General features: G+C 65.4%; 23 protein-coding genes. 6 read left to right on the top strand and 17 right to left on the bottom strand.

Annotation, left to right across the window (positions count from 1 at the left end; translation table 11 throughout):
* Positions 1 to 78: 78 nt before the first annotated feature.
* From hemW to dapB, 4 genes are all read right to left on the bottom strand, one after another.
* Positions 79 to 1,248: a radical SAM family heme chaperone HemW gene (hemW, locus tag GMOLON4_RS05350; RefSeq protein ID WP_245575314.1), complete on the bottom strand. Its 1,170-nt coding sequence runs from the start codon at positions 1,246 to 1,248 to the stop codon at positions 79 to 81.
* 52 nt (positions 1,249 to 1,300) lie between these two features.
* A complete protein-coding gene (gene thyX, locus GMOLON4_RS05355; RefSeq protein WP_026935635.1) occupies positions 1,301 to 2,029 on the bottom strand; it encodes an FAD-dependent thymidylate synthase in 729 nt (242 codons plus the stop codon).
* 141 nt (positions 2,030 to 2,170) lie between these two features.
* On the bottom strand, positions 2,171 to 2,641 hold the full coding sequence (locus GMOLON4_RS05360; protein ID WP_026935634.1) for a tetratricopeptide repeat protein: 471 nt from the start codon (positions 2,639 to 2,641) through the stop codon (positions 2,171 to 2,173).
* Positions 2,638 to 3,366, bottom strand: a complete 729-nt coding sequence (dapB, locus tag GMOLON4_RS05365; RefSeq protein WP_035731287.1) for a 4-hydroxy-tetrahydrodipicolinate reductase — start codon at positions 3,364 to 3,366, stop codon at positions 2,638 to 2,640. Before dapB ends, GMOLON4_RS05360 begins: the two co-directional genes overlap by 4 nt.
* Positions 3,367 to 3,424: 58 nt before the next feature.
* Here dapB and GMOLON4_RS05370 point away from each other — a divergent pair, with 58 nt between their 5' ends.
* The gene (locus GMOLON4_RS05370; protein ID WP_026935633.1) at positions 3,425 to 3,961 is read left to right on the top strand and encodes a GNAT family N-acetyltransferase; all 537 of its coding nucleotides are present in this window, start codon (positions 3,425 to 3,427) and stop codon (positions 3,959 to 3,961) included.
* An 18-nt stretch (positions 3,962 to 3,979) separates the two neighbouring features.
* Here GMOLON4_RS05370 and GMOLON4_RS05375 read toward each other — a convergent pair whose 3' ends face one another.
* Together GMOLON4_RS05375 and GMOLON4_RS05380 are read right to left on the bottom strand one after the other, a co-directional pair.
* On the bottom strand, positions 3,980 to 4,579 hold the full coding sequence (locus tag GMOLON4_RS05375; RefSeq protein WP_026935632.1) for a histidine phosphatase family protein: 600 nt from the start codon (positions 4,577 to 4,579) through the stop codon (positions 3,980 to 3,982).
* Entirely contained in the window at positions 4,579 to 5,922 is a 1,344-nt protein-coding gene (locus tag GMOLON4_RS05380; RefSeq protein WP_026935631.1) for a M16 family metallopeptidase, read from the bottom strand. Before GMOLON4_RS05380 ends, GMOLON4_RS05375 begins: the two co-directional genes overlap by 1 nt.
* Positions 5,923 to 6,064: 142 nt before the next feature.
* Here GMOLON4_RS05380 and GMOLON4_RS05385 point away from each other — a divergent pair, with 142 nt between their 5' ends.
* Positions 6,065 to 6,619, top strand: a complete 555-nt coding sequence (locus GMOLON4_RS05385; protein ID WP_051265827.1) for a YbhB/YbcL family Raf kinase inhibitor-like protein — start codon at positions 6,065 to 6,067, stop codon at positions 6,617 to 6,619.
* A gap of 97 nt (positions 6,620 to 6,716) precedes the next feature.
* Here GMOLON4_RS05385 and GMOLON4_RS05390 read toward each other — a convergent pair whose 3' ends face one another.
* From GMOLON4_RS05390 to GMOLON4_RS05410, 5 genes are all read right to left on the bottom strand, one after another.
* On the bottom strand, positions 6,717 to 8,957 hold the full coding sequence (locus GMOLON4_RS05390) for a polyribonucleotide nucleotidyltransferase (protein ID WP_026935629.1): 2,241 nt from the start codon (positions 8,955 to 8,957) through the stop codon (positions 6,717 to 6,719).
* A 196-nt stretch (positions 8,958 to 9,153) separates the two neighbouring features.
* Positions 9,154 to 10,344 (bottom strand): cystathionine gamma-synthase, encoded by a 1,191-nt coding sequence (metB, locus tag GMOLON4_RS05395; protein ID WP_026935628.1) that lies wholly within the window; start codon positions 10,342 to 10,344, stop codon positions 9,154 to 9,156.
* Between the two features lie 223 nt (positions 10,345 to 10,567).
* Entirely contained in the window at positions 10,568 to 10,837 is a 270-nt protein-coding gene (rpsO, locus tag GMOLON4_RS05400) for a 30S ribosomal protein S15 (protein ID WP_026935627.1), read from the bottom strand.
* A gap of 118 nt (positions 10,838 to 10,955) precedes the next feature.
* Positions 10,956 to 11,321: an FKBP-type peptidyl-prolyl cis-trans isomerase gene (locus GMOLON4_RS05405; protein ID WP_035731283.1), complete on the bottom strand. Its 366-nt coding sequence runs from the start codon at positions 11,319 to 11,321 to the stop codon at positions 10,956 to 10,958.
* Between the two features lie 26 nt (positions 11,322 to 11,347).
* Positions 11,348 to 12,532, bottom strand: coding sequence for a PrsW family intramembrane metalloprotease (locus tag GMOLON4_RS05410; RefSeq protein ID WP_146137537.1), 1,185 nt, complete (start codon positions 12,530 to 12,532; stop codon positions 11,348 to 11,350).
* Positions 12,533 to 12,667: 135 nt separating this feature from the next.
* Here GMOLON4_RS05410 and GMOLON4_RS05415 point away from each other — a divergent pair, with 135 nt between their 5' ends.
* The gene (locus GMOLON4_RS05415) at positions 12,668 to 13,150 is read left to right on the top strand and encodes a hypothetical protein (RefSeq protein ID WP_035731280.1); all 483 of its coding nucleotides are present in this window, start codon (positions 12,668 to 12,670) and stop codon (positions 13,148 to 13,150) included.
* Positions 13,151 to 13,319: 169 nt separating this feature from the next.
* Here the strand turns inward: GMOLON4_RS05415 and GMOLON4_RS05420 are convergent, their stop codons facing one another.
* Positions 13,320 to 14,819 (bottom strand): aspartate ammonia-lyase, encoded by a 1,500-nt coding sequence (locus GMOLON4_RS05420; RefSeq protein ID WP_035731277.1) that lies wholly within the window; start codon positions 14,817 to 14,819, stop codon positions 13,320 to 13,322.
* A 114-nt stretch (positions 14,820 to 14,933) separates the two neighbouring features.
* Positions 14,934 to 17,081: a DEAD/DEAH box helicase gene (locus GMOLON4_RS05425; RefSeq protein ID WP_026935625.1), complete on the bottom strand. Its 2,148-nt coding sequence runs from the start codon at positions 17,079 to 17,081 to the stop codon at positions 14,934 to 14,936.
* A 235-nt stretch (positions 17,082 to 17,316) separates the two neighbouring features.
* Here GMOLON4_RS05425 and GMOLON4_RS05430 point away from each other — a divergent pair, with 235 nt between their 5' ends.
* Positions 17,317 to 17,979, top strand: a complete 663-nt coding sequence (locus GMOLON4_RS05430) for a maleylpyruvate isomerase family mycothiol-dependent enzyme (protein ID WP_169516423.1) — start codon at positions 17,317 to 17,319, stop codon at positions 17,977 to 17,979.
* Here GMOLON4_RS05430 and GMOLON4_RS05435 read toward each other — a convergent pair.
* The 4 genes from GMOLON4_RS05435 to truB are packed head-to-tail and all read right to left on the bottom strand — an operon-like array spanning position 17,976 to position 20,779.
* Positions 17,976 to 18,917: a bifunctional riboflavin kinase/FAD synthetase gene (locus tag GMOLON4_RS05435; protein WP_026935623.1), complete on the bottom strand. Its 942-nt coding sequence runs from the start codon at positions 18,915 to 18,917 to the stop codon at positions 17,976 to 17,978. The genes GMOLON4_RS05430 and GMOLON4_RS05435 overlap by 4 nt on opposite strands.
* Positions 18,914 to 19,351: a hypothetical protein gene (locus GMOLON4_RS05440; protein WP_026935622.1), complete on the bottom strand. Its 438-nt coding sequence runs from the start codon at positions 19,349 to 19,351 to the stop codon at positions 18,914 to 18,916. The genes GMOLON4_RS05435 and GMOLON4_RS05440 overlap by 4 nt, the downstream gene beginning before the upstream one ends.
* Positions 19,352 to 19,376: 25 nt before the next feature.
* Positions 19,377 to 19,757 (bottom strand): hypothetical protein, encoded by a 381-nt coding sequence (locus GMOLON4_RS05445; RefSeq protein WP_026935621.1) that lies wholly within the window; start codon positions 19,755 to 19,757, stop codon positions 19,377 to 19,379.
* Positions 19,754 to 20,779 carry a tRNA pseudouridine(55) synthase TruB gene (truB, locus tag GMOLON4_RS05450; protein WP_084147257.1) on the bottom strand — a complete coding sequence of 342 codons (1,026 nt, stop codon included), beginning with the start codon at positions 20,777 to 20,779 and terminating at the stop codon, positions 19,754 to 19,756. The genes GMOLON4_RS05445 and truB overlap by 4 nt, the downstream gene beginning before the upstream one ends.
* 67 nt (positions 20,780 to 20,846) lie before the next feature.
* Here truB and GMOLON4_RS05455 point away from each other — a divergent pair, with 67 nt between their 5' ends.
* Positions 20,847 to 21,926, top strand: coding sequence for a ketopantoate reductase family protein (locus GMOLON4_RS05455; RefSeq protein WP_051265821.1), 1,080 nt, complete (start codon positions 20,847 to 20,849; stop codon positions 21,924 to 21,926).
* Positions 21,919 to 22,887 carry an HhH-GPD family protein gene (locus tag GMOLON4_RS05460; protein ID WP_084147265.1) on the top strand — a complete coding sequence of 323 codons (969 nt, stop codon included), beginning with the start codon at positions 21,919 to 21,921 and terminating at the stop codon, positions 22,885 to 22,887. Before GMOLON4_RS05455 ends, GMOLON4_RS05460 begins: the two co-directional genes overlap by 8 nt.
* The last annotated feature ends 40 nt before the right edge of the window (positions 22,888 to 22,927 follow it).

Genomic DNA, 22,927 nt, shown 5'->3' on the forward strand with positions numbered 1-22,927 from the left:
TCACCCCGGTTCTTGCTGTTGGCTTGCACGCTTGCGCGGGCACGGCGAGTTAGCACTGTGCCCTTGTGAGTGCTAAGTCTACTGCGGATCCTCGGTGAGTGTACGGGCAATCACGTCGGCGAGGAGCCTGCCGCGCAGCGTCGGGATGATTCGGCCGCGGAAAGCCGCGCCAGCATCAACGAGTCCGTCCGCGATGAGCTCAGCTACGCGCTCGCGCGCGTTCGCTGCAAGCGTGGCGGTGGGCAGCCCGTCGCGAAGCCGAGTACGCAGCAGGACGATCTCTTCATGCCGCTCTTCGGAGCTCAACACCTCGTGACCGGCGGCCGGAGTCTCGCCGCCGTTTAACCGATTCGCGTAGGCAGCGGGATGCTTGACGTTCCAGAAGCGTACCCCGTTGACGTGGCTGTGCGCACCGGGGCCGAAGCCCCACCAGTCAGTGTCGTGCCAGTACGCGAGGTTGTGACGCGAGGGATGCGCACCGCCCTTCGACCAGTTCGACAGCTCGTACCACTCGTACCCGGCCTCGGCGAGCAGGCGATCCGCGAGCTCGTACATCTCGGCCTGCAGGTCGTCATCCACCTCCGCGATCTCGCCGCGGCGGATCTGCCTCGCGATCGCGGTGCCCGGCTCGATAATGAGCGCATAGGCCGAAATGTGGTTGGGCGCCATCGAGATCGCCTGCTTGAGGGAGGCGCGCCAGTCCTCGAGACTCTCCCCCGGCGTCCCGTAAATGAGGTCGACCGAGACCTCGAGCCCCGCATCCTTCGCCGCCTGCACGACGTCGGGTACTCGAGCCGGATCGTGCGTGCGATCAAGGGTCGCGAGCACGTGCGGCACGGCCGACTGCATCCCGAAGCTGACGCGCGTGACGCCCCCATCCTTCAGTTCGCGCAAATAGTCCGCATCGACCGAGTCCGGGTTTGCCTCGAGACTGACCTCGGCGCCCTCGACGATGCCGAAGATCTCGCGAAGCCGTGCGAGCACATCCACGAGTGCCGCCGCGGGCAGCAGCGTGGGCGTGCCGCCGCCGAAGAACACGGTGCTGAGTGCCGAGTCGTGCCCGGCGTCGCCGAGTACCCGGTCGGCCAGCGCGATCTCTTTCAACACCGCATCCGGGTACGACTCCTGCGAGACGGAGCCGAGTTCAGTCGCGGTGTAGGTGTTGAAGTCGCAGTAGCCGCAGCGAACGCGACAAAACGGGATGTGCACGTAGGCCCCGAACTGACGCCCGGCGAGCCCTTCGCGCACGCTCGCGGGAAGGGCTCCGTCCTGAGGCAGTGGCGCGCCGTCTGGCAGCTGGCTAGGGGGCAACTCGGCCGTTCGAGTTGAAGACCTCAGCGGTGATCGGCATGAGCTCGGTCCAGAGGTCTTCCATCTTCTCGGCGCACATCTCGATCTCGCGCTGCGGGAACGAAGGGAACTGCGATCCCTCGACGAGTCGACGCAGCGACAGGAAATTCATGAGCGAGCGGGCGTTCATCGTGACGTACATCGACGAGTAGATGTTGAGGGGGAGCACCATGCGGGCCACCTCGCGGGCAACGCCGGCGTCGAGCATCCGCTCGTAGCTGCGGTAGGCGGCCTCCGACTGGGCTCGGACCTCTTCGGACACGAGCGCCGTCTGCTCCGGGGTGCCCGGGTGGAACTCGTACTTTCCGGGGCGACCCTCCTGGCGGAGATTGCGCTCGGGTGCGGGGACGTAGAACGCCGGCTGCAGCTGGCGATAGCGGCCAGATTCCTCGTTGTAGCTTGCGATGCGGTGGCGCTGGAATTCGCGGAAAACGAAGATCGGCGCCTGCACGTAGAACGTCATCGAGTTGTGCTCGAACGGCGTGCCGTGGCGGTCGCGCATCAGGAAGTTGATGAGCCCGCGGTCTCGCTTGTGCAGTTCCTCGGCCTCGCCCTCGTCGGGGCGGCTCTGTTCGCCGATCGTCGATACACGCGCGGCGAAGAGCACATCGCTATCTTGGGCCTGCGCACGGACAAGCTCTACGGTTACGTCGCTCCGGAATTCAATCTCGTCAGTCACCGGACTACCCTACCGCGCCGCTCAGCAGCCCGCTGCGCTAGGCCGAGTGCCTAAGAACAAGACAAGGTCCTTGAGTAAGCGGGCGGAGCCCGGTGTATCGAATGGCCCGGTCGTTTCGATACAAATCGCTTCGCGATTCACTCAACGACCTTGCGTGTTGCTCGCAGCCGCGTCGAGCTCGATCGCGTGCCGCATGGCCTTGCGGGCACGGGGCGTGTCGCCGGATGCGCGGTACGCCAGGGCGAGCCGGGCCCAGGCCCGGTAGTCGTCGGGATTCGATTCGACCTCCGCTTTCCAGCGCGGGAATTCGTCGTCCGCGGCCTCTCGCTCGGGGCGCCCGGAAGGACGCTTGGGGAGGTCGTCCGCGGGAAGCTCCCCCGCATCCGCCATTTTCGCGAGCAGCGCATCGCCCTGCGCCGCAAAGCGGATGTCTTTGGCAATGAATACGACGCCGACGAGCGGAAACACGACGAGGGCTGCGCCCATGATCACGCCGATCGCGGTGCCGCTCGTCACGAGGCCCCAGACCATCCCGGCGATCGCGATGAGATAGATCGCGATCAGCCCGAGGAGGACGTAGACGCCGACCCGAGCGCCCGACCAGCGCTTCACTTGGCCTCGCCGATGCCGAGCAGTCCATCGATGCCGACGGTGAGGCCGGTTGCCGTGGCCGCCGCGTTTAGCGCGAGCTGAATGCCGTGCGTGTACGCGGTGTTGGAGAACGTCTCGTGGCGGATCGTCAGGGTCTCGCCCGTCCCGCCGAAGATCACCTGCTGGTCGGCGACGACCCCGCGCAGCCGCAGCGCGTGCACGGGGATGCCCGCCACGACCTGGCCGCGGGAGGGCTGGTCCGCGTTCGGCGGCACTGGCTCGCTGTCTCGGGCCGCGGAGATCGCTTCGGCCGTGCGAACCGCAGTCCCGGAGGGCGAGTCAACCTTCTTGTCGTGGTGCGCCTCGAGGATCTCGATCGAGTCGTAGAACTTCCCCGCGATGGTCGCGAGGTGGGTGCCGAGTACCGAGCCGACCGAGAAGTTCGGGACGATGATGACGCCTTGGCCCTCGGGGATGCCCGACTCGAGTGCCGCGAGCCGCTCCTGGCCCCAGCCGCTCGTGCCGACGACCACGTTGATGCCGTGCTCGAGAGCGAAGTCGACGTTGGCCTCCGACACGTCGATGCGCGTGACGTCGATGAGCACATCGGCGCCGAGCATTTCCTCCTTCGCGGAGCTGCTCGTGAGTGCCGAGTGGAGCTCGAGCCCGTCGGTATCGGCGATGATCTGCTGGATGAGCGTGCCCATCCGACCGCTGGCCCCGGAAATAGCCACAGAAATAGTCATAGCTAATACCGTACCGCGGGCGGAGGCTGCGCCCTCGCGCGTTGCCTACGATGGCGGGATGGTCACGTTCTTCGAAACGCCGACGGATGCGCCGATCGCCCGGGAGTTGCTCGGCGAGTACATCGCTGAGCGTGTCGCCACGCGGCCAGCGTCGGCCGAGCCGTATCAGCCGCCGCAACCAACCCCCGCGCAGTTCGTACCCCCGCACGGCATCTTTCTCGTCGGTGGCGAGGATGCGCTGGCTATTGTTGCTGCGTCGGCTCACTCTCGAGGTGCAGACCAGGCCCTTTGCTGCGGCGGGATCCGCGCGATCGAGCCGGGCACGGAATGGGTCGACGACGGGTTCGGTGGCCAGCGGTGGTTCGAGCTCAAGCATCTCTACACGAGGCCAGCGGCCCGCGGTCGCGGGATCGCGGGCCGCCTGATTGCCGAGCTCACCGAGGCCGCGCGTCGCTTCGGCGCCGACCGCCTCGTGCTCGACACCCACTCCTCGCTGTCCTCCGCGGGCCACCTATACGAGAGCGCGGGGTTCCGCGCGATCCCGCGGTTCAACGACAACTCGAACGCGGATCGCTGGTTCGGCAAAGCGCTCTGAGCGGCCCTCGCCGCAGCGTTACACGTCGGCGTACCAGTTAATCCCGGTGCGGTCCTGCGGCTCCAGGTGCGACAGATCGCCGAAGAGCTTGAGCTCATCCGGGCGCACCGAGCGAAGCCGCAGCACGGTCAGCGCGGTGTTGCCGGTGCTCAGTGTGAGCCAGTTCCACTCGGGCAGCCCGAGCAGCTCGCGCACGAAGTAGCCGATCACGAAGTTGTGCGTCACGAGCAGGGTGTGCTCGTCCTCCCGGCTGCGCGTGAAGAACGTCGTGATCGCGTCGTTCATCTGCGCCTGCCCCGCCTCGATATCGGCCTGCTCGACGCCGGAGAAGAAGCTGTCGTAGTGGGCGGGCGCGGATTCGCCCGAGGACGGGACGCAGTCAAACAGCAGGTTCGATTGCTCGAAGGATGGTCCCTGCGTATACGTGTCGATGATCGCGGCGGTATCCACCGCCCGCTCAAGCGGCGAGGTCAGCGCGCGGGTAAACGGCACGCGGGCGAGTTTGCGTCCGATGGCGTGGGCCTGCGCCCGCCCTCGCTCCGAGAGCGGCCCCTCGGCAATACCGTGTTCTGCGTTTTCCTGTTCCCCGTGTCGTACCAGGTAGAGGAAATGGCTCATTAGAGCGCCTCCAGCTCAGTCTTTGCTTCAGTAGTGAGTGGGCCGATCGTCTCGACCGTCTTGTCACCGGTCATGACCTCCCGCGAGAGCGCGAGGATGTCTTCGAGCGTGGTCGCCTGCATCCGGGCGATCGACGCATCGAGGTCGATGTACTCGCCTAGCACGAGCTCGGCGCGCGCGAGCCGGTGCATCCTCGCGTTCATTGACTCGAGGGCGAGCGCGCCGGCACCAGCCCCGGCACCCTGCGCATCCGCCAGTTCCTCTTCGGTGACGCCATCGGTCGCAATCTTGTCCAGCTCGTCCCGAATTACGCGCACCGCCTCGGCCGCCTTATTCGGGAGGAACGACGCCGAGACACCGGTGACGCCCGCATCCGCGTGGCTCGCGCCGAAGGAGAATACCGAGTAGACAAGCCCGCGCTTTTCGCGGACTTCCTGAAACAGTCGCGAGGACATGCCGCCTCCGAGGATGTGGTGCAGCAGCCCGAAGGTCGTGCGCCGGTCATCGCGCGCGTCGATGCCCCGGCTGCCCACGATCAGGTGCGTCTGCTCGAGCTCGCGCTCGATGACCTGGATGCGCTCGGCGCGGTCATACTGCGCGGGCGCGGCGTCGCGACGCGCCACGGGGCTCGCGGATACGTCGAGATCCCAGCCGCCCTTGCGCAGGCCCGCCTCGACGCGCCGCAGCGCATCCTCATGGTCGACGCGTCCCGCGATCGAAATGACGAGCTGATCCGGGCGGTAGTAGCGGCGGTAGAAGTCCCAGACCTCGTCGCGTGAGACGGCCAAAATGCTGTCCGGGGTGCCGGCAATCGGCCGGCCGAGCGGATGCGCGCCGAAGAAGTTCTCGTAGAACTTCTCCCACAGCACGTCGGTCGGGTCGTCCTCGGCCATCGCGATTTCCTCGAGGATCACGCCGCGCTCGAGCTCGAACTCGGCCGGTTCGAGGAGCGACGAGGTGATCATATCGGTGAGGACGTCGATGGCCATGCCGAGATCGCGATCCCGCACCCGCGCGTGGTAGACCGTCTGTTCACGCGAAGTCGCGGCGTTGAAGTCGCCGCCGACGCGCTCAAACTCGAGCGCCACGTCACGCGCCGAACGCGTCGGCGTGCCCTTGAAGAGCAGGTGCTCGAGGAAGTGGCTCGAGCCGTATTCTCGATTCGTTTCGTCTCGGGAGCCGAGCGGGACGAAGAAGCCGATCGCGGCCGAGGCCGCGCCAGGCACATCCTCGGTAATGAGGCGAACGCCGGACGGCAGAATCGTTCGTCGAAGGGTTGCACCTCCCGCGACTTCTTCTTCGAGGTACGGAAGGTCAAGTGGCAACTGAATCGGCGTGGTCATAGCGTGCCAAAGCCTACCCGCAACCAACGACAGTCGCCGCTTTGATGACGCGGTTGCGCACTTTCATCCCCAAGCTTGTAGCGGACACTATCTGGCAAGCTGAAGCTATCCGCCCGGAATCTCGAACTCGCAAAGGAGCACCATGACACAGTCACTACACACGAAGCCGCTGCCGACGAACAACCCGTACGAGCAGGTATTCGAAGCCCCGACCCTCGCCGTGCGCGCCGCAACGTTTGCCGAGGGCGATGTCCTTCCCCTCACCCACGTGGGCACCTCCCACGGCGGCGAAGCGCTCTCCCCTGAGCTCAGCTGGGATGCAGTGCCCGGCGCCGAGTCGTACACCGTGACGCTCTTCGACCCGGATGCGCCGACCATGTCTGGCTTCTGGCACTGGATCGTGTACAACCTCCCAGCGGACTGCACGAGCCTCGCCCAGGGCGTCGGCACGGGCGATCTCGCCGACCTCCCGCAGGGCGCGGCACTCGGCTACAACGAGGCGCTCGGTCGCCAGTACATTGGTGCCGCTCCCCCGGCCGGCCATGGACCGCACCGCTATTTCTTCACGGTGCAGGCCCTCAACACGCGCCTGGATCTGCCCGAAGACCTCACCGGGGCGCGCATCCACTTCATGCTCCGCGAGAACGTGATCGCCCGCGGCCACCTCATGGCCACCTTCGAAAACGTGGGCGAGTAACGGCGTAGGTTCGCTCGCAGACCAAGAACGCGGCGCCCTCCCAGGTTTGGGAGGGCGCCGCGTTTAGGTGTGGACGAGTGGCTCGCCGGCCGACGAACTAGGCGTCGTGCGGAACGTCCTCTTCCTCGTCGACCGGCTCAAGCGAAAGCTTGCCGCGGTCGTCAACCTTGGTGATGCGCACGAGAATCTTCTGGCCCACCGAGAGCACGTCCTCGACGTTCTCGACGCGCTTGCCACCAACGAGCTTTCGCACCTCCGAGATGTGCAGGAGGCCGTCCTTGCCCGGGAGCAGCGAGACGAACGCGCCGAACGAGGCGATCTTGACGACGGTACCGAGGTACTGCTCGCCGACCTCAGGAACCTGCGGGTTCGCGATCGCGTTGACCGCGTCGCGGGCGGCCTCGGCCGAGGGGCCGTCGCTCGCGCCGATGAACACGGTGCCGTCGTCTTCGATCGAGATGTCCGCGCCAGTGTCTTCCTGGATCTGGTTGATGATCTTGCCCTTGGGCCCAATCACCTCACCGATCTTGTCGACAGGGATCTGCACCGAGATGATGCGCGGTGCGGTGTCCGCCATCTCGTCCGGCTCGTCGATCACGGGGTTGATCGCACGGTCGAGGATCTCGATGCGTGCGTCGTGTGCCTGCTGCAGCGCCGAGTCGAGAACCTCCGAGGGGATGCCGTCGAGCTTGGTGTCGAGCTGAAGCGCGGTGATGAATTCGGCGGTGCCTGCGACCTTGAAGTCCATGTCGCCAAGCGCGTCTTCAGCGCCGAGGATGTCGGTCAGCGCGCGGTACTGCGTCTCGCCATCGACCTCGGCCGAGACGAGGCCCATCGCGATGCCCGCGACCGGCGCGCGAAGCGGCACACCAGCGTTGAGCAGCGACAGCGTGGATGCGCAGACCGAGCCCATCGAGGTCGAGCCGTTCGAACCGAGCGCCTCCGAGACCTGGCGGATTGCGTACGGGAACTCCTCGCGGGCGGGCAACACCGTGACGAGCGCCTTCTCGGCGAGGTTACCGTGACCGATTTCGCGGCGCTTCGGCGAACCAACGCGGCCGGTCTCACCGGTCGAGTACGGCGGGAAGTTGTAGTGGTGCATGTAGCGCTTCGACTTCTGCGGCGACAGCGAGTCGATCTGCTGCTCCATCTTGAGCATGTTCAGCGTGGTGACGCCCAGGATCTGGGTCTCGCCGCGCTGGAAGATCGCCGAACCGTGGACGCGCGGGATGACGTCCACCTCGGCGTCGAGCTGACGGATGTCGGTAACGCCACGGCCGTCCATGCGGACGCCCTCGGTCAGGATGCGACCGCGAACGATGTCCTTCGTGACCGACTTGTACGCCGCCGAGACCTGCGCGTTCGAGTTCTCGGGCAGCTCGCCAGCCTCGACCTTGGCCGCAACGGCCTCCTTGACGCGGCCCTTGAGCTCGTCATCCGCATCCTGGCGCGCGATCTTGTCGGCGATCTGGTAGACGCCCTTCAGGTCTTCCTGCGCGAGTTCGGTGACGACCGCGAGCAGCTCGTCGGTGTACGACGGGAAGGTCGGGTATTCCTGAACCTGCTTGTTAACCTGGCCGGCGACGTCGAGCTGTGCCTTGATCAGCTGCGTGATGAAGGGCTTCGACGCCTCGAGTCCCTGCGCGACGACCTGCTCGTCGGGCTTCGTGGCACCGTTCTGGATGAGCTCCCAAGCATTCTCAGGGGCCTGCGCCTCCACCGTCATGACGGCGATGTCTTCGGTGCCGTCCTTCCGGGTGATCAGGCGGCCGGCAACGGTGAGTTCGAACGTCGCCTCTTCGGTGACCTGCGAGTAGGTCGGGAATGCGACCCACTGGCCTTCGATGAGCGCAATGCGAATTGCGCCGATCGGGCCCGAGAACGGGACGCCCGAGATCTGCGAGGACATCGACGCCGCGTTGACGGCGAGGACGTCGTAGGTCTCGTTCGGGGCGATCGCCATGACCGTGATCACGATCTGTACCTCGTTGCGGAGGCCGTCGATGAACGACGGGCGCATCGGGCGGTCGATCAGGCGGCACGCGAGGATCGCGTCGGTCGAGGGGCGGGCCTCGCGGCGGAAGAACGAGCCGGGGATTTCACCCTTCGCGTAGCTGCGCTCCTCGACGTCCACGGTAAGCGGGAAGAAGTCGAAGTTTTCCTTGGTGTTCTTCGAGACGCTCGTTGCGCTGAGCAACATGGTCTCGCCGTCGAGGTACGCCGCGGCCGAACCCTGCGCCTGCTGTGCGAGGCGGCCGGTTTCGAAACGTACGGTGCGGGTGCCGAATTTACCGTTGTCGATAACGGTCTCGGCGAACTTGATTTCTGGACCTTCCAAAGGTCATCTCCTTGTGTCGTCCGCACGCACACAGCACCAACCTGGCCGATTCTGCCGACCAGGGCTGACCGTCAGTAGGAGCTCACCGGTTCTCAGAGGTAGGCCGGGGTGCCGCCACCGAAGATCAGCAAGAGCTAATCTGCGCGCGGGTGAATACGAACTTTTTGATCGTACCAGGGCACCCCGGCCAGGGATGCTAGTTGCCCAGCGCAGGGCTGAGCGATTCCTCGAGCACGGCCGCGTCGAGGGAAACCTTGAGGTCGGCGATGATGTCGGCCGCGGGCTCAATTCCGATCGAGAAGCGCAGCAGACCCCTCGTAATCCCGGCGGCCTCCTGGGCCTCGGGTGTCATGGATGCGTGGGTCATCGTGGCCGGGTGCGCGACGAGCGACTCCGTGCCGCCGAGCGACTCGGCGAGGCTGAACAGCTCCGTGGCCTCGACGAAGCGGCGTGCCGAATCCTCGCCGCCCACGAGCTCGAGTGAAAGCATCGCGCCGAAGCCGTTCTGCTGCTTGACGGCGATCTCGTGACCCGGGTGCGATTCGAGGCCCGGGAAGTAGACATGCTTGATCGCGGGGTGGTCTTTGATCGCCTCGACGACGGCGAGCGCGTTCTCGAGGTGTCGCTGGATGCGCACCTCCAGGGTGCGTAGGCCGCGCAGGACGAGGTGCGAGTCGGCCGGACTCGCGGTGAGGCCGAGCACGTTGCCCCACCAGTTAAAGAGATCGGCGTGTTCCTGGGTCTTGCCAATGACGGCGCCCTGCACGACGTCCGAGTGGCCGTTGAGGTACTTCGTCACCGAGTGCACGATCACGTCGACGCCGAGGTCGAACGGGCGCTGCACGAGCGGAAGGAACGTGTTGTCGGCGACGACGACGGCGCCGAGCTCGTGGCCGACGGCCGAGATCGCCTCGACGTCGGTGATGCGCAGCAGCGGGTTCGAGGGGGTCTCGAGCCAGACGAGCTTCGGGTGCAGTTCGCGCAGGCGCGCGGCGGCACCCTCGGTGTCGGAGAAGTCAACGGCCTCGAAGACGTAGTGTCCCTTTGCCCCGAGCTGCTCGAATACACGCCAGCTACCGCCGTAACAGTCGTGCGGGTAGGCGACGACATCGCCCGGCTCGAGGAGGGAGATGAGCGAGAGCGTCACCGCGCCCATGCCGGTGGCGACGATAGTCGCGCCCGCGCCGCCCTCGAGCTCGGCCAGCGCATCCCCGAGGAGCGCGCGAGTCGGGTTACCGGAGCGGGTGTAGTCGAACTCGCGAGGAACGCCGAACTCGGCGAACGTGTAGTTGGACGAGCTGTAGAGCGGCGGCACGACTGCACCCTGGCTCGTGTCCGTTTCAATTCCAGCTCGGATCACTCGCGTAAGGCTCGAAAATTCAGTCATGGTCACTCTCTCTGCAGGAATTCGATGGATGCGGGTGCCTTTTCGGCGTCGCTCCGACTGTATGACCGAGCGGCGATGCGCGTCGTCGAATTGTCGCTTGGCGTCACAATTGGCCGACACGCTTCGTCATGTTCGCGAGAGCTCACAGATACGAACATGCCCTGATACGAAAAAGCCCCCGCAAGTTGCGGGGGCTTGTTCAACGATCCGACGTCGCGGTGTCTTATCGGCGCAGGCCGAGGCGCTCGATGAGCGCACGGTAGCGGTTGATGTCGACATCCGTGAGGTAGCTCAGGAGACGGCGACGCTGACCCACGAGCAGGAGGAGACCGCGGCGCGAGTGGAAGTCGTGCTTGTGCTCCTTGAGGTGCTCGGTGAGTTCGCTAATGCGAGCCGACAGGAGCGCGATCTGAACCTCGGGGCTACCGGTGTCACCCTCGTGAGTTGCGTACTCGTCGATGATGGCTTTCTTCTTTTCTGCGTTCAGCGCCATTGGCGTGAGCCCCTTTCGTTCGCTGCGCGGCGTTTTCAAACCAATTTCGAAAACTCTCTGATTCCGCGGCCGATTCACGGCAACCTCCCTAGCGTACCAGGAAAGTTACGGGGTATTACTACTTCGCGTCGAGCAGATCGATAACGAAAATGAGCGTGCGACCCGCCAGCGGGTGGCCACCAGTCTCGCCATAGGCCAGTGCGGGAGGAACGGTCAGCTTGCGTCGGCCGCCAGCGCGCATCCCCGGGATGCCCATCTGCCAGCCCTTGACGAGCATCGCGAGCGGAAACTCGACTGCCTCGCCACGTGACCAGGAGGAATCGAATTCATCGCCCGACTCGTAGTCCACGCCGAGGTAGTGCACCTTCACGGTGCCGCCCTTCGCGGCCTCAACGCCGTCACCGACGACGATGTCTTCGATCTCGAGCATGGTGGGCGCGGGGCCGTCGGGGAAATCGATCTCTGGTTTCTGCAGTTCAGTCATGCACACAAGCCAAACACACTTTTTTCCTATTTGTCCGCGTGACGCCGCTTGCGTGCATCCGCCAACACCTCTCGGTGCACACGCGTCGACTCAAGTAGCTCCTTCTCCCGCGTGCGACGATTCGGATCCTTCTTGTTGACGGAGGCCCGCTCGCGAGCGAACGCGAGAGCGGTGGCGTCGCTGATGAACCCGCGCATGGCATCCCCAACTTCCTCGGGTTGATCGCGCGCCCAACGCAGCGTTGAGCGGCGCACCGGCCAGTCGGTGATCATCCGGATCTCGCCGGCCGTGAACCAACCGGCCTTGCGATACTCCCCCAGGCGCAACTGAATGACCTGCTGGTCGTGCTCCTGAAGCTTGATGAGGAACCAGCCGGCGATCAGGAAGATTGGCACCTGCACGAGCACGTAATAGACGACCCAGCCGAAGGGGTTCGTCGGCTCGATCCCGAGCCACGGCAGCACGAGGACGCTGCCACCGTTCCACAGCGCGTGCAGGGCGATCGCGAAGGCGAGGCCGCCGAGGAACCCGACGACGTAGCGCCACGGCTCGCTGCGACGCGCGGCCCAACCGAGTGGCATACCGATCATGCCGGTAAAGAGCACATGAGCGAAGGGCGACAGGATGCAGCGCACCACCAGGAGCCATACGAAATCCGCGCCGGTTGACCCGGAGGATGCGAAGTAGACGATGTTTTCGGTAAAGGCGAAACCCGCGCCAATAATCGCGCCATAGATGAAGCCATCGAGCGGTCCATTGAACTCGCGGCGCGCGATCAGCAGGAGGACGAGCAGGCCCGCGCCCTTAATCACCTCTTCGAGGACCGGCCCCTGCACCAAGATCGAAAACGCATCCACCGCGCCGTCGTCGCCGAGATACTCCCGGGCAACGTCGAGAAGAAAGTTACCCCCGATGAGCGTGCCGAGAATCGAGGCACCCGCGCCGTAGATGAAGCAGAACAGCAGCAGTAACGTCGGCTCCGGCTCCCAGCGGTCCAACCAACGAACGGCCATCAGCGACAGCGTCAGTGGAATCAGTGCCGGGATCACCATGATGATCGCGTCGACCTTCCACGTCACGAGCAGCCAGCCAACGACAACGAGGCCGATGATGACCACTATTGCGAGGACGGTCCACCAAACGAGAGGCGCTCGCGGAAGCCGAAAAAACCGGTGGTGCTGCGCGCCGGTCGGGGCGGTTGATGAATTCAAAAAGTTTCCACTACGTGTTCAAGGAAGATCAGGGATCAATCATGGCAAAGCGTAGCCTGACTGTCACGCTCCCCCTCCCACCACGCCCTGCCTTACTTGCACGGCAATCAAGATCGAGACCGGTAGATTAGAGGCATGAAGCGATTGATGTTTATCGTCGGCGCCGGGATCGGTTTCGTTCTCGGTGCACGCGCGGGGCGTGAGCGATACGAGCAGATCAAGCGAGCCGCAACCGTCGCCGCCGAATCCGCCCCAGCCCAGCGCGCAGTTGATCTCGCCCAACGGGGCACGGACGCTGCCACCGATCAGCTCGCGAAGCTTTCCGGCCGCGTGTCGGAATCCTCCAAGGAGTTCGAGTCCAAGGTCGTCCACACGGCCGAAGAGCTCCGCGAGGAACTCCTCCGCCGCACCGAGGATGCCAGGACGAGCCTCGAGGAAGCGCGCACCTCCGCCAAAGAATGGGTGGACCACACCAAGGAACGCAGCATCGAGTTCCAGGCGCAGAACGTGGTCGCCGTCGGTGACATGCGCGCCGAGGCACTCGCGGACCTCGACGACTCCGTCGAAGACGAGATGGTGGACGAGGGCCACGCGGACGAGCGAAATCGGCGCGACTAGCGCGTCGAGCGAGCACGCACGGAGCTAGCTAGCACTGAGCTAGCACGCACCGAGCAAGCACGCACCGAAATTCGGTCGTGCCAAACACACGAATGGTCCCCAACGCCGACTGCGTTCGGGACCATTCGCATCTTCGCCGCCGCGGTTCCTCCGGGCGGAGGCGCGCGACTTAGAAGAAGTGCGCGAGCTCGGTCGTGTCGAGCGAATCGATCTTGCGCTCGCGCTCGGCGATTTCGTCGTCCGACAAGAACTCCGCGCCGGCATCCGGGTGCGGCCCGGCGAGTACGGCGGGCACGAGCATCGCGTCCACCTGTTCGCGGCTCATGAGCCCCTCGGAGACGGCGAGGTCGGCCACGTTTTCGCCCGTGCGCTGCGCCGTCTTTGCAATTCGCGAGGCGGCTGCGTAACCGATCACGGGATTCAGCGCGGTCACGAGACCGATGTTGGAGGCGACCTGGGCCGCGGTCTTCTCCGCGTTGGCCGTGATGCCGGTGATGGCGTTGACGCGCAGCGTGCGCATCGCGCGACGCAGCCAGACCGAGTTCTGCATCAGCGTGTGCATCATAACCGGCTCGAATGCGTTGAGCTGCAGCTGGCCTGCCTCGGAAGCGAACGAAATTGCGACGTCACCACCGGCGATCATGAATGCGACCTGGTTCACGGCTTCCGGGATCACCGGGTTCACCTTGCCCGGCATGATCGAGGAGCCGGCCTGGCGAGCGGGAAGGTTGATCTCGCCGAACCCGGCCTGCGGGCCCGAAGAGAGCAGGCGCAGATCGTTGCAGATCTTCGAGAGCTTCATCGCGCCGCGCTTCATTACTGAGGACAGCGACATGAATACGCCCGTGTCGCTCGTCGCCTCGATCAGGTCGGTCGCAGTCTGCAGATACTCGTACCCCGTGATGTCGCGAAGGTGCTTGATCACCGCTTCGCGGTATCCGGGATGCGTGTTGATTCCGGTGCCGATCGCAGTCGCGCCGAGGTTGAGCTCGAGCAGGAGCGGCTGCACATCACGCAGTCGCTGGATATCTTCACCGATCGTGACGGAGAAGCCGTGGAACTCCTGCCCCAATGTCATGGGCACCGCATCCTGCATCTGCGTGCGGCCGACCTTGAGGACGTCGCGGAACTCGTAGCCCTTCTTGCGCAGCGAGTCCTGCAGCAGCTGGTATTCCGCAATGAGGTTGTGCGTCGAGTGCACGAGCCCGAGCTTCACCGCGGACGGGTAGGCGTCGTTCGTCGACTGCGAGAGGTTCACGTGGTCGTTCGGCGACATGTATGCGTAGTCGCCGCGCGGGCGACCGGCGAGCTCGAGCGCTCGGTTCGCGATCACCTCGTTGGCGTTCATGTTGGACGACGTACCGGCACCGCCCTGGATGACCCCGACGATGAACTGGTCGTGGAGCTGACCCTCAATGATGTCCTGGCAAGCGCGGTCGATGAGGTCGGCGCGTTCGGCGTCGAGCTCCCCCGTCTCGAGGTTCGCGCGCGCCGCGGCCTGTTTCACCTGCGCGAGGCCGACGAGGAAGTCGGGATAGACGTTGATCTGGCGACGTGAGATATCAAAATTCTCGACGGCGCGGGCGGTATTCACGCCCCAGTACGCGTCGGCGGGGATTTTGATCTCCCCGATCGAATCCTGCTCTACACGGAACTCCTGATCAGCCATTTTTATTGGTCTCACCTTCGTCGATATCGGTGGCTACATTGCCGAGACAAAGTCTACGGCCCCGAGTATCCCAAATCTGTGTCGAAGTGACCGACTATGTGCCGAAAGGCTTGTTCAGTTGCCCAACCTGTGCTCGAGGCCGCGCAGCAGCATCTTCACGATCGCCTCGACCTGGATGTCCTCGCTCTGGATCTCGCCCTCGTCCGTGCCCTCGAGGGCCCGGGCCGCGAGGCCCTGCTTGGAGTCGATGAGCTCGGCGACGTGCACGTCGATGGTCTGGGAGGCGAGGATGCGCCATGCGGTGACCGGTTCATCCTGCCCGATGCGGTGGACGCGGTCGATCGCCTGGGTCTGCTCCGCCGCGGTCCAGCTGAGCTCGGCGAGGACGACGTCACTCGCGACCTGGAGGTTAATACCGACGCCGGCCGCCATCAGCGAACAGATGATGACCTGGACCTCGGAGTCCTTCTGGAACGACTCGATCGCACGGTCGCGCGCAACTTGTGTCTGGTCGCCGCGGATCGAGACCGTCCGCACGCCCTCGCGCTCGAAGACCGCCTGGGCGCGATCCATCGCCTCGATGTGCTTTGCGAAGAACACGACCTTGCCAACCGAGTGCGCGAGCTGCGCGGTGTACTCGGCAGCGAGTTCCGATTTCGCGACACCGATGCGGTGCAGCATCGAGAAGATCGAGTCGCCCGCCGAAGAGACCTTTGATTCCTCGATTTCCTGACGCGCCAGCATTCGAAGCCGGTTCTCGTCGACCGTGTCTGCGGGCAGATCCGCCGCGGCAATCATGCGATCGTAACGCCCAAGCAGACGCTCCACGAGCAGCCGCTCCGACTTCCGAATCGAGTTGCCTTCCTCGGAATCGAGCTCGACCGGCATGTCGATGATGCGCTTCGACGGGAGAGACTTCGCGACGTCGATCTTGCGACGACGCACGATGCCCTGGTCGATCACCGCGCGGCGGCCCGCGGCCAGGAATCCCGCATCGGATGGCACGAGGCCGGTCTCATCGAGCGCATCCATCAGTGTCGGCGCGGGCTTGTCGCCATCGAGCCAGCCGAGGAACTGCCAGATGGCTTTGAAGTCCTCGACGTCGTTGATGAGCGGCGTACCCGTGAGCGCCATCAGCAGCGGCTCGACACCCGGGATGTGCTGGCGAATTGACTGCGCCAGCTGCAGCACGAGGCGCGAGCGCTGCGACTGCAGGTTCTTGATGAAGTGGGCCTCGTCCACGACCATGCCGCGGAAGCCGATCTTTCGCAGCCAGCCAATGTGCCGGTCAAGAATCTCGTAGTTGACGATGAACACGTCGCTGAAGGCGTCCACGTCGTTGCCATCGCCCGAGATCACGGTCGCGCGGCGACCCGGCGTCCAGCGTTCGACCTCCTGCTGCCAGTTTGTCTTCACGACGTTCGGCACGACGCACAGGAGCGGGAACGCATCCGCCACCGAGGCGGCGAGGATGCTCTGGGCCGTCTTTCCGAGGCCCGGCTCGTCGGCGAGGAGGAACGTGCGGTGCCCCTCACGGACGGATTCGATCAGCTGCGCCTGGTGCGGCATGAGCTCCTGGCCCTGCGGCGCCACGCGGTCGAAGCGCGGAGACTCGGGGAGGTCCATCGATGCGGCTCCCCCGCCGGCGCCGGTCTCGAAGGCCTTGAGCAGCGAGCTCAGCAGCTCCCAATTGCGCAGCCGCGAGTAGTGTTCCTCGAGCGGGCGAATCTTGCTGAGATCGGGCGCGAGGAACGGCGAGGAGCGCACGCGCGACTTGACGCTCACGGGGAGCACCTGCCGCTCGAGGATCTTCTGTTCGAAGCCCTCCTTGGGTGCCTCCTCCTCGACGGGCTCGTCGACGACCATGTCGACGCCGCCCGCGAAGAGCATCTGCTTGCGCAGCTCGCGTGCCTGCGGGGTCGTAGGTGCCTTCGCATCCAACAGCGCGATCAGCGTCGTGTCGCGGGCCGCCGTCTTCGCGAGGATGGCGGCCAGCCCATCGAGCCGCTTCATCGACTCGTCGCGCTCCTTGTCGGTCACGGAAGTATCCGTCTTCAACCGCGTGCGCTCCTCGCGCATGAGGAGCGCTGCGACCTGGAACTTCGTCCGATTCGCCGGGGAGACGCGGCCGCGCGCCGCGGCAGCCTCGACCTCGCGTGCGGCCTTGGCCAGCTGCGGGATTATGCCGGTGTTGTCGAGCGGGTTCCGCTGACGGCGTCGCGAAGCGTGCTGGTTCAAACGCGATCGGGTTTTGGGCGTCATGCCCCTCCTTCGGTGAACAATCCGGCTCGAGGAGCCGATGTCAGGCCGCGCGTTCTCTCAACGGTGCGACCAAAAAACGTTGCCGTCAACGACGACTTATTCGTGGTGACGCGGACTCGGGGATATACAGAGATCCCTAGAATGCAGGCGTCCTGAACAGTGTAGCGCCTGGGAATCAACATGGGCGAATCGCCGGGCCGAGATCTCTATCGCCAGCGGTGCAATAATGGCGGCCGTGACAACTCCTCTCGATCCCGAACACATCCCCGTTAGCGATGAGGCGTACTCGCGCCCAACGAAGAAGAGTTCGGGTGACTGGAGTGCGCACATCGCCACGACCCTCGAACGTCTCGCCGAACTGCTCGAGACCCTCACTGACGAGCAGTGGGAGGCGCAGAGCCTGTGCGACGACTGGCGCGTGCGCGACGTCGTCGGCCACATCGTGTGGCGCGTCGGCGAGGCGAACGGCACGATGATGCGCCGGAGCATCAAGAACCTCGGTCGCGCCGGATTCAACATCGCCAAGTCGATCAGCCAAATTGGCATCGAGGTCGGCAAGTCTCCCCGTGTCGAACTCATCGAGCGGCTGCGCGAGATTGCGGCGGAAAAGCTGCAGGGCCACGGCCGGATCGGCTTCATCGAACTGACCGAGGCGGTCGTGCACACCTACGACATCACCGAGGCCCTCGAGTTGCCGATTCGCCTCAGCCCGCGATCGACCGGCGCAGTTGCGCGCGTGCAAGCGGAGTCGCCCCGCGGTGGGAAGAACACCCGCATCGCCAAGGAACACTCGCTGCGCGCCACCGACGCCCGCTGGCTCGTTGGCCAGGGCTCCCCGATCGACGCCACGGCCGGGGAAATCATCATGCACCTGTTCGGGCGCCGCTCGCTCGTCTAGTCGCCGCGGAGCAGCACGCGGGTCTCGTCGACGTCCTGCTGCATCCGCTCGATGAGCGCCTCGAGCGAGTCGAATTTCTCCATGCCGCGAAGCCGGTGCACGAACGAGACGTGGACGCGTTCGCCGTAAATATCGATGCCCGACACGTCGATGATGTGCGCCTCGACCTGCTTCTGCGGCACACCGTCAAACGTCGGGTTATTCCCGATGGAGATCGCCGCCGGGTAAGACTCTTCGCCGAGATGCAACCAGCCCGCGTACACGCCGTCGGCCGGGATGAATCCCTCGAGCGTCTCGGGCTCGAGGTTGGCGGTGGGAAACCCTAGCTCGCGGCCGCGCTTGGCGCCGTGCACGACGGTGCCGCGGATGTCGTGGTAGCGGCCGAGCACCTCGGTCGCGCTTTCGACGTCGCCGCCTTCGAGGCACTCGCGAACCCACGTGGATGATGCGCGGCGGCCGTTCTCGCCGATCTCGTCGTCCACTACGACGACCTCGTAGCCGAACTCGTGGGCATGATCGATCAGGAAATCGACGTCGCCGAGGCCCTTGTGGCCGAAGTGAAAGTCGCGGCCGATGACGATGGCCTTCATCCCGAGCTGGCCGACGAGCAGGTCGCGAACGAACTCGTAGGCGGGGATGTTCGACAGCTCGCGCGTGAACTCGAGCACCACGATCGCAGCGACATTCTGCTTCGCGATCAGCTCCGTCTTCTGTTCGATGGAGACGAGCGCCGTGGGCGCCTTCTCCGGCGCGAACAGCTGCATCGGGTGACGGTCAAACGTCACGACTACCGGAGCGAGGTCTCGTTTTGTTGCCTCAAGACGAAGCTCAGAGATCAGGCGTCGATGCCCGAAATGGAGCCCGTCGAACTTACCAATCGTGATGACCGTTGGTCCGATGTCGGCGGGAAACTCCGCCGGGCTAGTCACGACCGTCATGCGACAACCGCCTTCCCACGCGAGGTGCGCATCGATTCAAGATAGGAGATTCCGAGCAGAGGGAGCACGAAAGGAATGTACACGTATCCGCGACCGAATCCGCTCCACACCGTGTCGGCGGGGAACAACTCGGGGTGAGTTCCAGACAAGACGCCGACGGCCAACACGCCGACCAGCTCAAAGGTCAGCGCGATCCACGCGACCGTCCGCCACGTATTGCTTCGGTGCGCAAGTGCGAGGCTGATTCCCGCGACGAGGTACACGACCGCAGCGACGAGGCTCAGCGAGTATGCGAGCGGCGCGGCATCGAAGTCACGCGCAATCTGCACGATGCTCCGGCCGGTCGCGGCCAAGAAGAGAACGATGTAGACCGCGACAAGGATGCGGGACGCGCCGGTCTTGGGCTCGGTCTGCACGTCAGTTTTCGTGGGCATGATTACTCCAGTATTCCACCCGGCGCTATGCCCCGAAGAACGCGCCCGCGTCCACCCAAATCTGCTGCATCCGGAACACCATTACCGCGACCGCGAAGGCCGCGATGGCGAGAACCGCGTTCGACCAGCGAGTGCGCTCGATCAGCGCCCAGAGAATTGCCGCGGGCGGGATGATCGCAGCCGTGATCATGTACATCCAGAACTCGATACCGTCGCCCTGAATGCGATTGCCGAATAGCGGGGCCACGAGCGCCATGACCAGCTGCACAATCGTCAACACACCAACCACCACGACGGATCCGGCCGTGAAATCGCTCGGCTTGCGGTCGGCAAACGCCGCGAAAAGGCAGATCAATCCGGCCAGAATGCCGATACCGAATTGAACCCAGGTGAACCACTCGATCATTTCGCGTCGGCCCCGCCCTTTCCTGCCGTGTCTGGTGTCTGCTCGGCCTCGGATGGCCGCGTTGCCGCAGCCCGCTCGGGCATGTTCATGATGGCCTTCGTCTTACCCGCGAGGATCTCGACGAGCCCGATCAGCTCGCCATCGGCGTCGGCGACGGCGAGCGGGCCCTCGTACTGGGCAAAGCCCTCGGGCGCGGGGATGCGCTGACCGAATCGCAGCGCTTTCGCCTGGGCCTCGTCGACTTGCACGACCTCGAAGCGCTTGCGAATCGCCTCGGCCGGCCGGATGAGTTTCGGTGGTGGCGACCCCGCGTCGATTTCCTCGCGCGACGGGAGGTGGCGCGCATCCGCGAGCGTGAGGTCGCCAATGCGCGTGCGTCGCAGCGCCGTCAGGTGCGCGCCGACCCCGAGCTTGGCGCCGAGATCGCGCGCGAGCGCCCTAACGTACGTTCCTGAGGAGCAATCCACGCGAATCCGAGCATCCACGACCGCTGCCCTCTCGACCGAGTCGAGGTCCGCATCCACCTGCTCAATCCCGAGCAGCTCGATCGCGTAAATGCTGACCGGGCGCGCCTTGAGCTGCACGTCTTCGCCGGCGCGCACGCGCTCGTGCGCCCGCCGCCCGTTGACCTTGATCGCGCTGACGGCGCTCGGCACCTGCTCGATATCTCCGGTGAGCTGTGCCGCCGCCTCGAGGATGCGCTCTGACGTAATCGCGGCTATCGCGTCGATGTCCGATACCTCGGTAACCTCCCCGTCCGCATCCTCGGTCGACGTGGCGATCCCGAAGCGGACCGTGGCCTCGTAGGTCTTGTCGGCCCCGACGAAAAACGTGAGCAGGCGCGTGGCATCGCCGACGCCGAGCAGCATGAGCCCGGTCGCCATGGGATCGAGCGTGCCGGCATGCCCGACCTTGCGCGTGCCGAGTGCCTTGCGCGTGCGAGCGACCAGGTCGTGGCTCGTGATGCCGCCGGGCTTGTCGAGGGGAAGGAGGCCGTGCGGCGCAAGGGGTCGGGAAGACATAGTCCGGCCAGTCTAGTTCGCTCGCGGCTCGCGCCTGGCGGTAGACTCGCCTGGTCTTGGGGGTGGGATGCGCATTTCGGTTATCGGGCTCGGCGCCGTTGGCGGGGCACTCGCGGCTCTCCTCGATCGTGCCGGGCACGATGTCACGGCAATCGCTCGTTCGCGCACCGCCGAGCTGATCGCATCCGAAGGGCTCATCCTCACGGGAGCACGCGGTGATCACACCGCGCGGCTGCGGGTCGCCGACACTCCCCCTGCGGATGCCGAGCTGGTGCTCGTCGCCGTCCGCACGTACGCCACGCGTGAGGCGTTGGTCTCGCACGCCGCAGCGACCGCGAACAAGCCGGTGCTGCTCCTGCAGAACGGCCTGGAGGGCCCGCAGCGCGCCGCGGAACTGCTCGGCCGCGTGGATGGCGCCGGGATATTCGCCGGGCTCGCGCTGTTCCCCTCGACTCGCATCGCAAACAATCGCGTGCGGCTGACCGGGCTCGGCGGGATGCGAGTAGGCCACGCGCATCCCGCCGAGGGTGATGCCGCCGCGGCAATTGCGCGCGCGATGAACGACGCCGTGCCGAGCGTGAGCATCCCGAACATGCACGGAGCACTGTGGTCGAAGCTGCTCGTGAACCACGTGAATGCCTTGCCGGCAATCACCGGGACGAGCGTTCAAGCCGTGTGCCGGCATCCACTGCTGCACAGCATCCTGGCCGACGCGCTCACGGACGCGGTGCGCGTGGGCGATGCCACGCGAGTGCGCTTCGGCGGTGTCGGCGTCATCGAGCCGGCGCACGTCGCGCGGATCCGCGCCGGACACGCGCTGGAGGTCGTGACCGGGCGGCTCGCCACCGCCTTTGGGTACGTGCCGAACCCCGCATCCACGCTGCAGTCGATCCGTCGCGGCCAGCCCACAGAGATCGACGATCTCGATGGCGCGGTGGTTCGTGCCGCGGCTTCGGTGCGGATGCGCGCCCCGATTCACGAGGCGATGGTGGCTCTCGTGCACGAGGTTTCGCGCACTGGCGAGTTTCTTACCGCGTCCGAGGTCGCGCGCCGCGTCGACCCCTGGCGAACGGATCGGTTACTGAACTCGACGGATGCCGGGCCGCACAGCGATGGCCGGCGAGTGGACGCACGGCACGATGAATGAACCGGCTCTGATTGCATCGGTTCGGTCGGATGACGCAACTTCCGCGGACCGCAGCGTCGAGATCGTCGAGCGTGTAATCGCCTGGTTCGAGGCGAATCAGCGCCCCTTTCCCTGGCGCGACCCGGACTGCAGCGCGTGGGGCATCCTCGTGAGCGAGGTGATGTCACAGCAGACGCAGATGTCGCGCGTCGAACCCAAGTGGCGCGAGTTCATGGAGCTCTGGCCGACGCCCGCCGCGATGGCCGAGGCGCCAGTTGCCGAGGTAATTCGTCGCTGGGACCGCCTCGGCTATCCGCGCCGGGCAGTCAACCTACATCGCTGCGCTGTCGCGATCGTCGCGGAACACGGCGGTTCGGTACCGTCCGATCGGGATGCGCTGCTCGCCCTGCCAGCGATCGGCGCCTACACGTCTGCCGCCGTCGCATCCTTCGCGTTCTTGCGGCGAGAGCCTGTGGTCGATACCAACGTGCGGCGCGTGCTCGCCCGGGCGATACACGGCGAGGCCGTGGCATGGCCGGCGAACTCGAAGCGTGACGAGCGGGAGATGCTGGCGTTGCTACCGGAAGACCCGGCACGCGCGAAGCTCTGGAACGCGGGTGCAATGGAGCTCGGCGCGGTGAAGTGCCAGTCCAAGAAGCCGCTGTGCGAGGCGTGCCCGATCGCGGAATTGTGTACCTGGCGCGAGCGGGATTACCCCGCGGCGACCGAGAAGCCGCGAGTTCAGGCCAAGTTCGAAGGCTCCGACCGCCAGCTTCGCGGGCGCGTCATGGCGGTGCTGCGAGAGCATCCCGACGGCGTCGTATTTGCGGACCTCCCCGAGTTCGTCGAGGCGTCAGGTGTACCAGCCGCGTCGGGCACGGTCGACGTCGCCCACGCCAACCGAACGCTCCAGCTCGCTGAGGACCTCGTACGCGACGGCCTCGCGCAACGCGACGGATCGCGCATCCGTCTCCCGCACTAGCGCAGTGCCACGGCTCGCCGGAAACGGAACTGGCCATCTG

Source organism: Gulosibacter molinativorax, assembly GCF_003010915.2.
GTDB classification, from domain to species: Bacteria; Actinomycetota; Actinomycetes; order Actinomycetales; family Microbacteriaceae; genus Gulosibacter; species Gulosibacter molinativorax.

Excerpts from the sequence above, each read along its gene's own strand:
- dapB (WP_035731287.1), bottom strand. The coding sequence starts at position 3,366 with ATGACTATTTCTGTGGCTATTTCCGGGGCCAGCGGTCGGATGGGCACG.
- GMOLON4_RS05370 (WP_026935633.1), top strand. The coding sequence starts at position 3,425 with ATGGTCACGTTCTTCGAAACGCCGACGGATGCGCCGATCGCCCGGGAG.
- GMOLON4_RS05375 (WP_026935632.1), bottom strand. The coding sequence starts at position 4,579 with ATGAGCCATTTCCTCTACCTGGTACGACACGGGGAACAGGAAAACGCA.
- GMOLON4_RS05380 (WP_026935631.1), bottom strand. The coding sequence starts at position 5,922 with ATGACCACGCCGATTCAGTTGCCACTTGACCTTCCGTACCTCGAAGAA.
- GMOLON4_RS05385 (WP_051265827.1), top strand. The coding sequence starts at position 6,065 with ATGACACAGTCACTACACACGAAGCCGCTGCCGACGAACAACCCGTAC.
- metB (WP_026935628.1), bottom strand. The coding sequence starts at position 10,344 with ATGACTGAATTTTCGAGCCTTACGCGAGTGATCCGAGCTGGAATTGAA.
- rpsO (WP_026935627.1), bottom strand. The coding sequence starts at position 10,837 with ATGGCGCTGAACGCAGAAAAGAAGAAAGCCATCATCGACGAGTACGCA.
- GMOLON4_RS05405 (WP_035731283.1), bottom strand. The coding sequence starts at position 11,321 with ATGACTGAACTGCAGAAACCAGAGATCGATTTCCCCGACGGCCCCGCG.
- GMOLON4_RS05415 (WP_035731280.1), top strand. The coding sequence starts at position 12,668 with ATGAAGCGATTGATGTTTATCGTCGGCGCCGGGATCGGTTTCGTTCTC.
- GMOLON4_RS05420 (WP_035731277.1), bottom strand. The coding sequence starts at position 14,819 with ATGGCTGATCAGGAGTTCCGTGTAGAGCAGGATTCGATCGGGGAGATC.
- GMOLON4_RS05425 (WP_026935625.1), bottom strand. The coding sequence starts at position 17,081 with ATGACGCCCAAAACCCGATCGCGTTTGAACCAGCACGCTTCGCGACGC.
- GMOLON4_RS05435 (WP_026935623.1), bottom strand. The coding sequence starts at position 18,917 with ATGACGGTCGTGACTAGCCCGGCGGAGTTTCCCGCCGACATCGGACCA.
- GMOLON4_RS05440 (WP_026935622.1), bottom strand. The coding sequence starts at position 19,351 with ATGCCCACGAAAACTGACGTGCAGACCGAGCCCAAGACCGGCGCGTCC.
- GMOLON4_RS05445 (WP_026935621.1), bottom strand. The coding sequence starts at position 19,757 with ATGATCGAGTGGTTCACCTGGGTTCAATTCGGTATCGGCATTCTGGCC.
- truB (WP_084147257.1), bottom strand. The coding sequence starts at position 20,779 with ATGTCTTCCCGACCCCTTGCGCCGCACGGCCTCCTTCCCCTCGACAAG.
- GMOLON4_RS05455 (WP_051265821.1), top strand. The coding sequence starts at position 20,847 with ATGCGCATTTCGGTTATCGGGCTCGGCGCCGTTGGCGGGGCACTCGCG.
- GMOLON4_RS05460 (WP_084147265.1), top strand. The coding sequence starts at position 21,919 with ATGAATGAACCGGCTCTGATTGCATCGGTTCGGTCGGATGACGCAACT.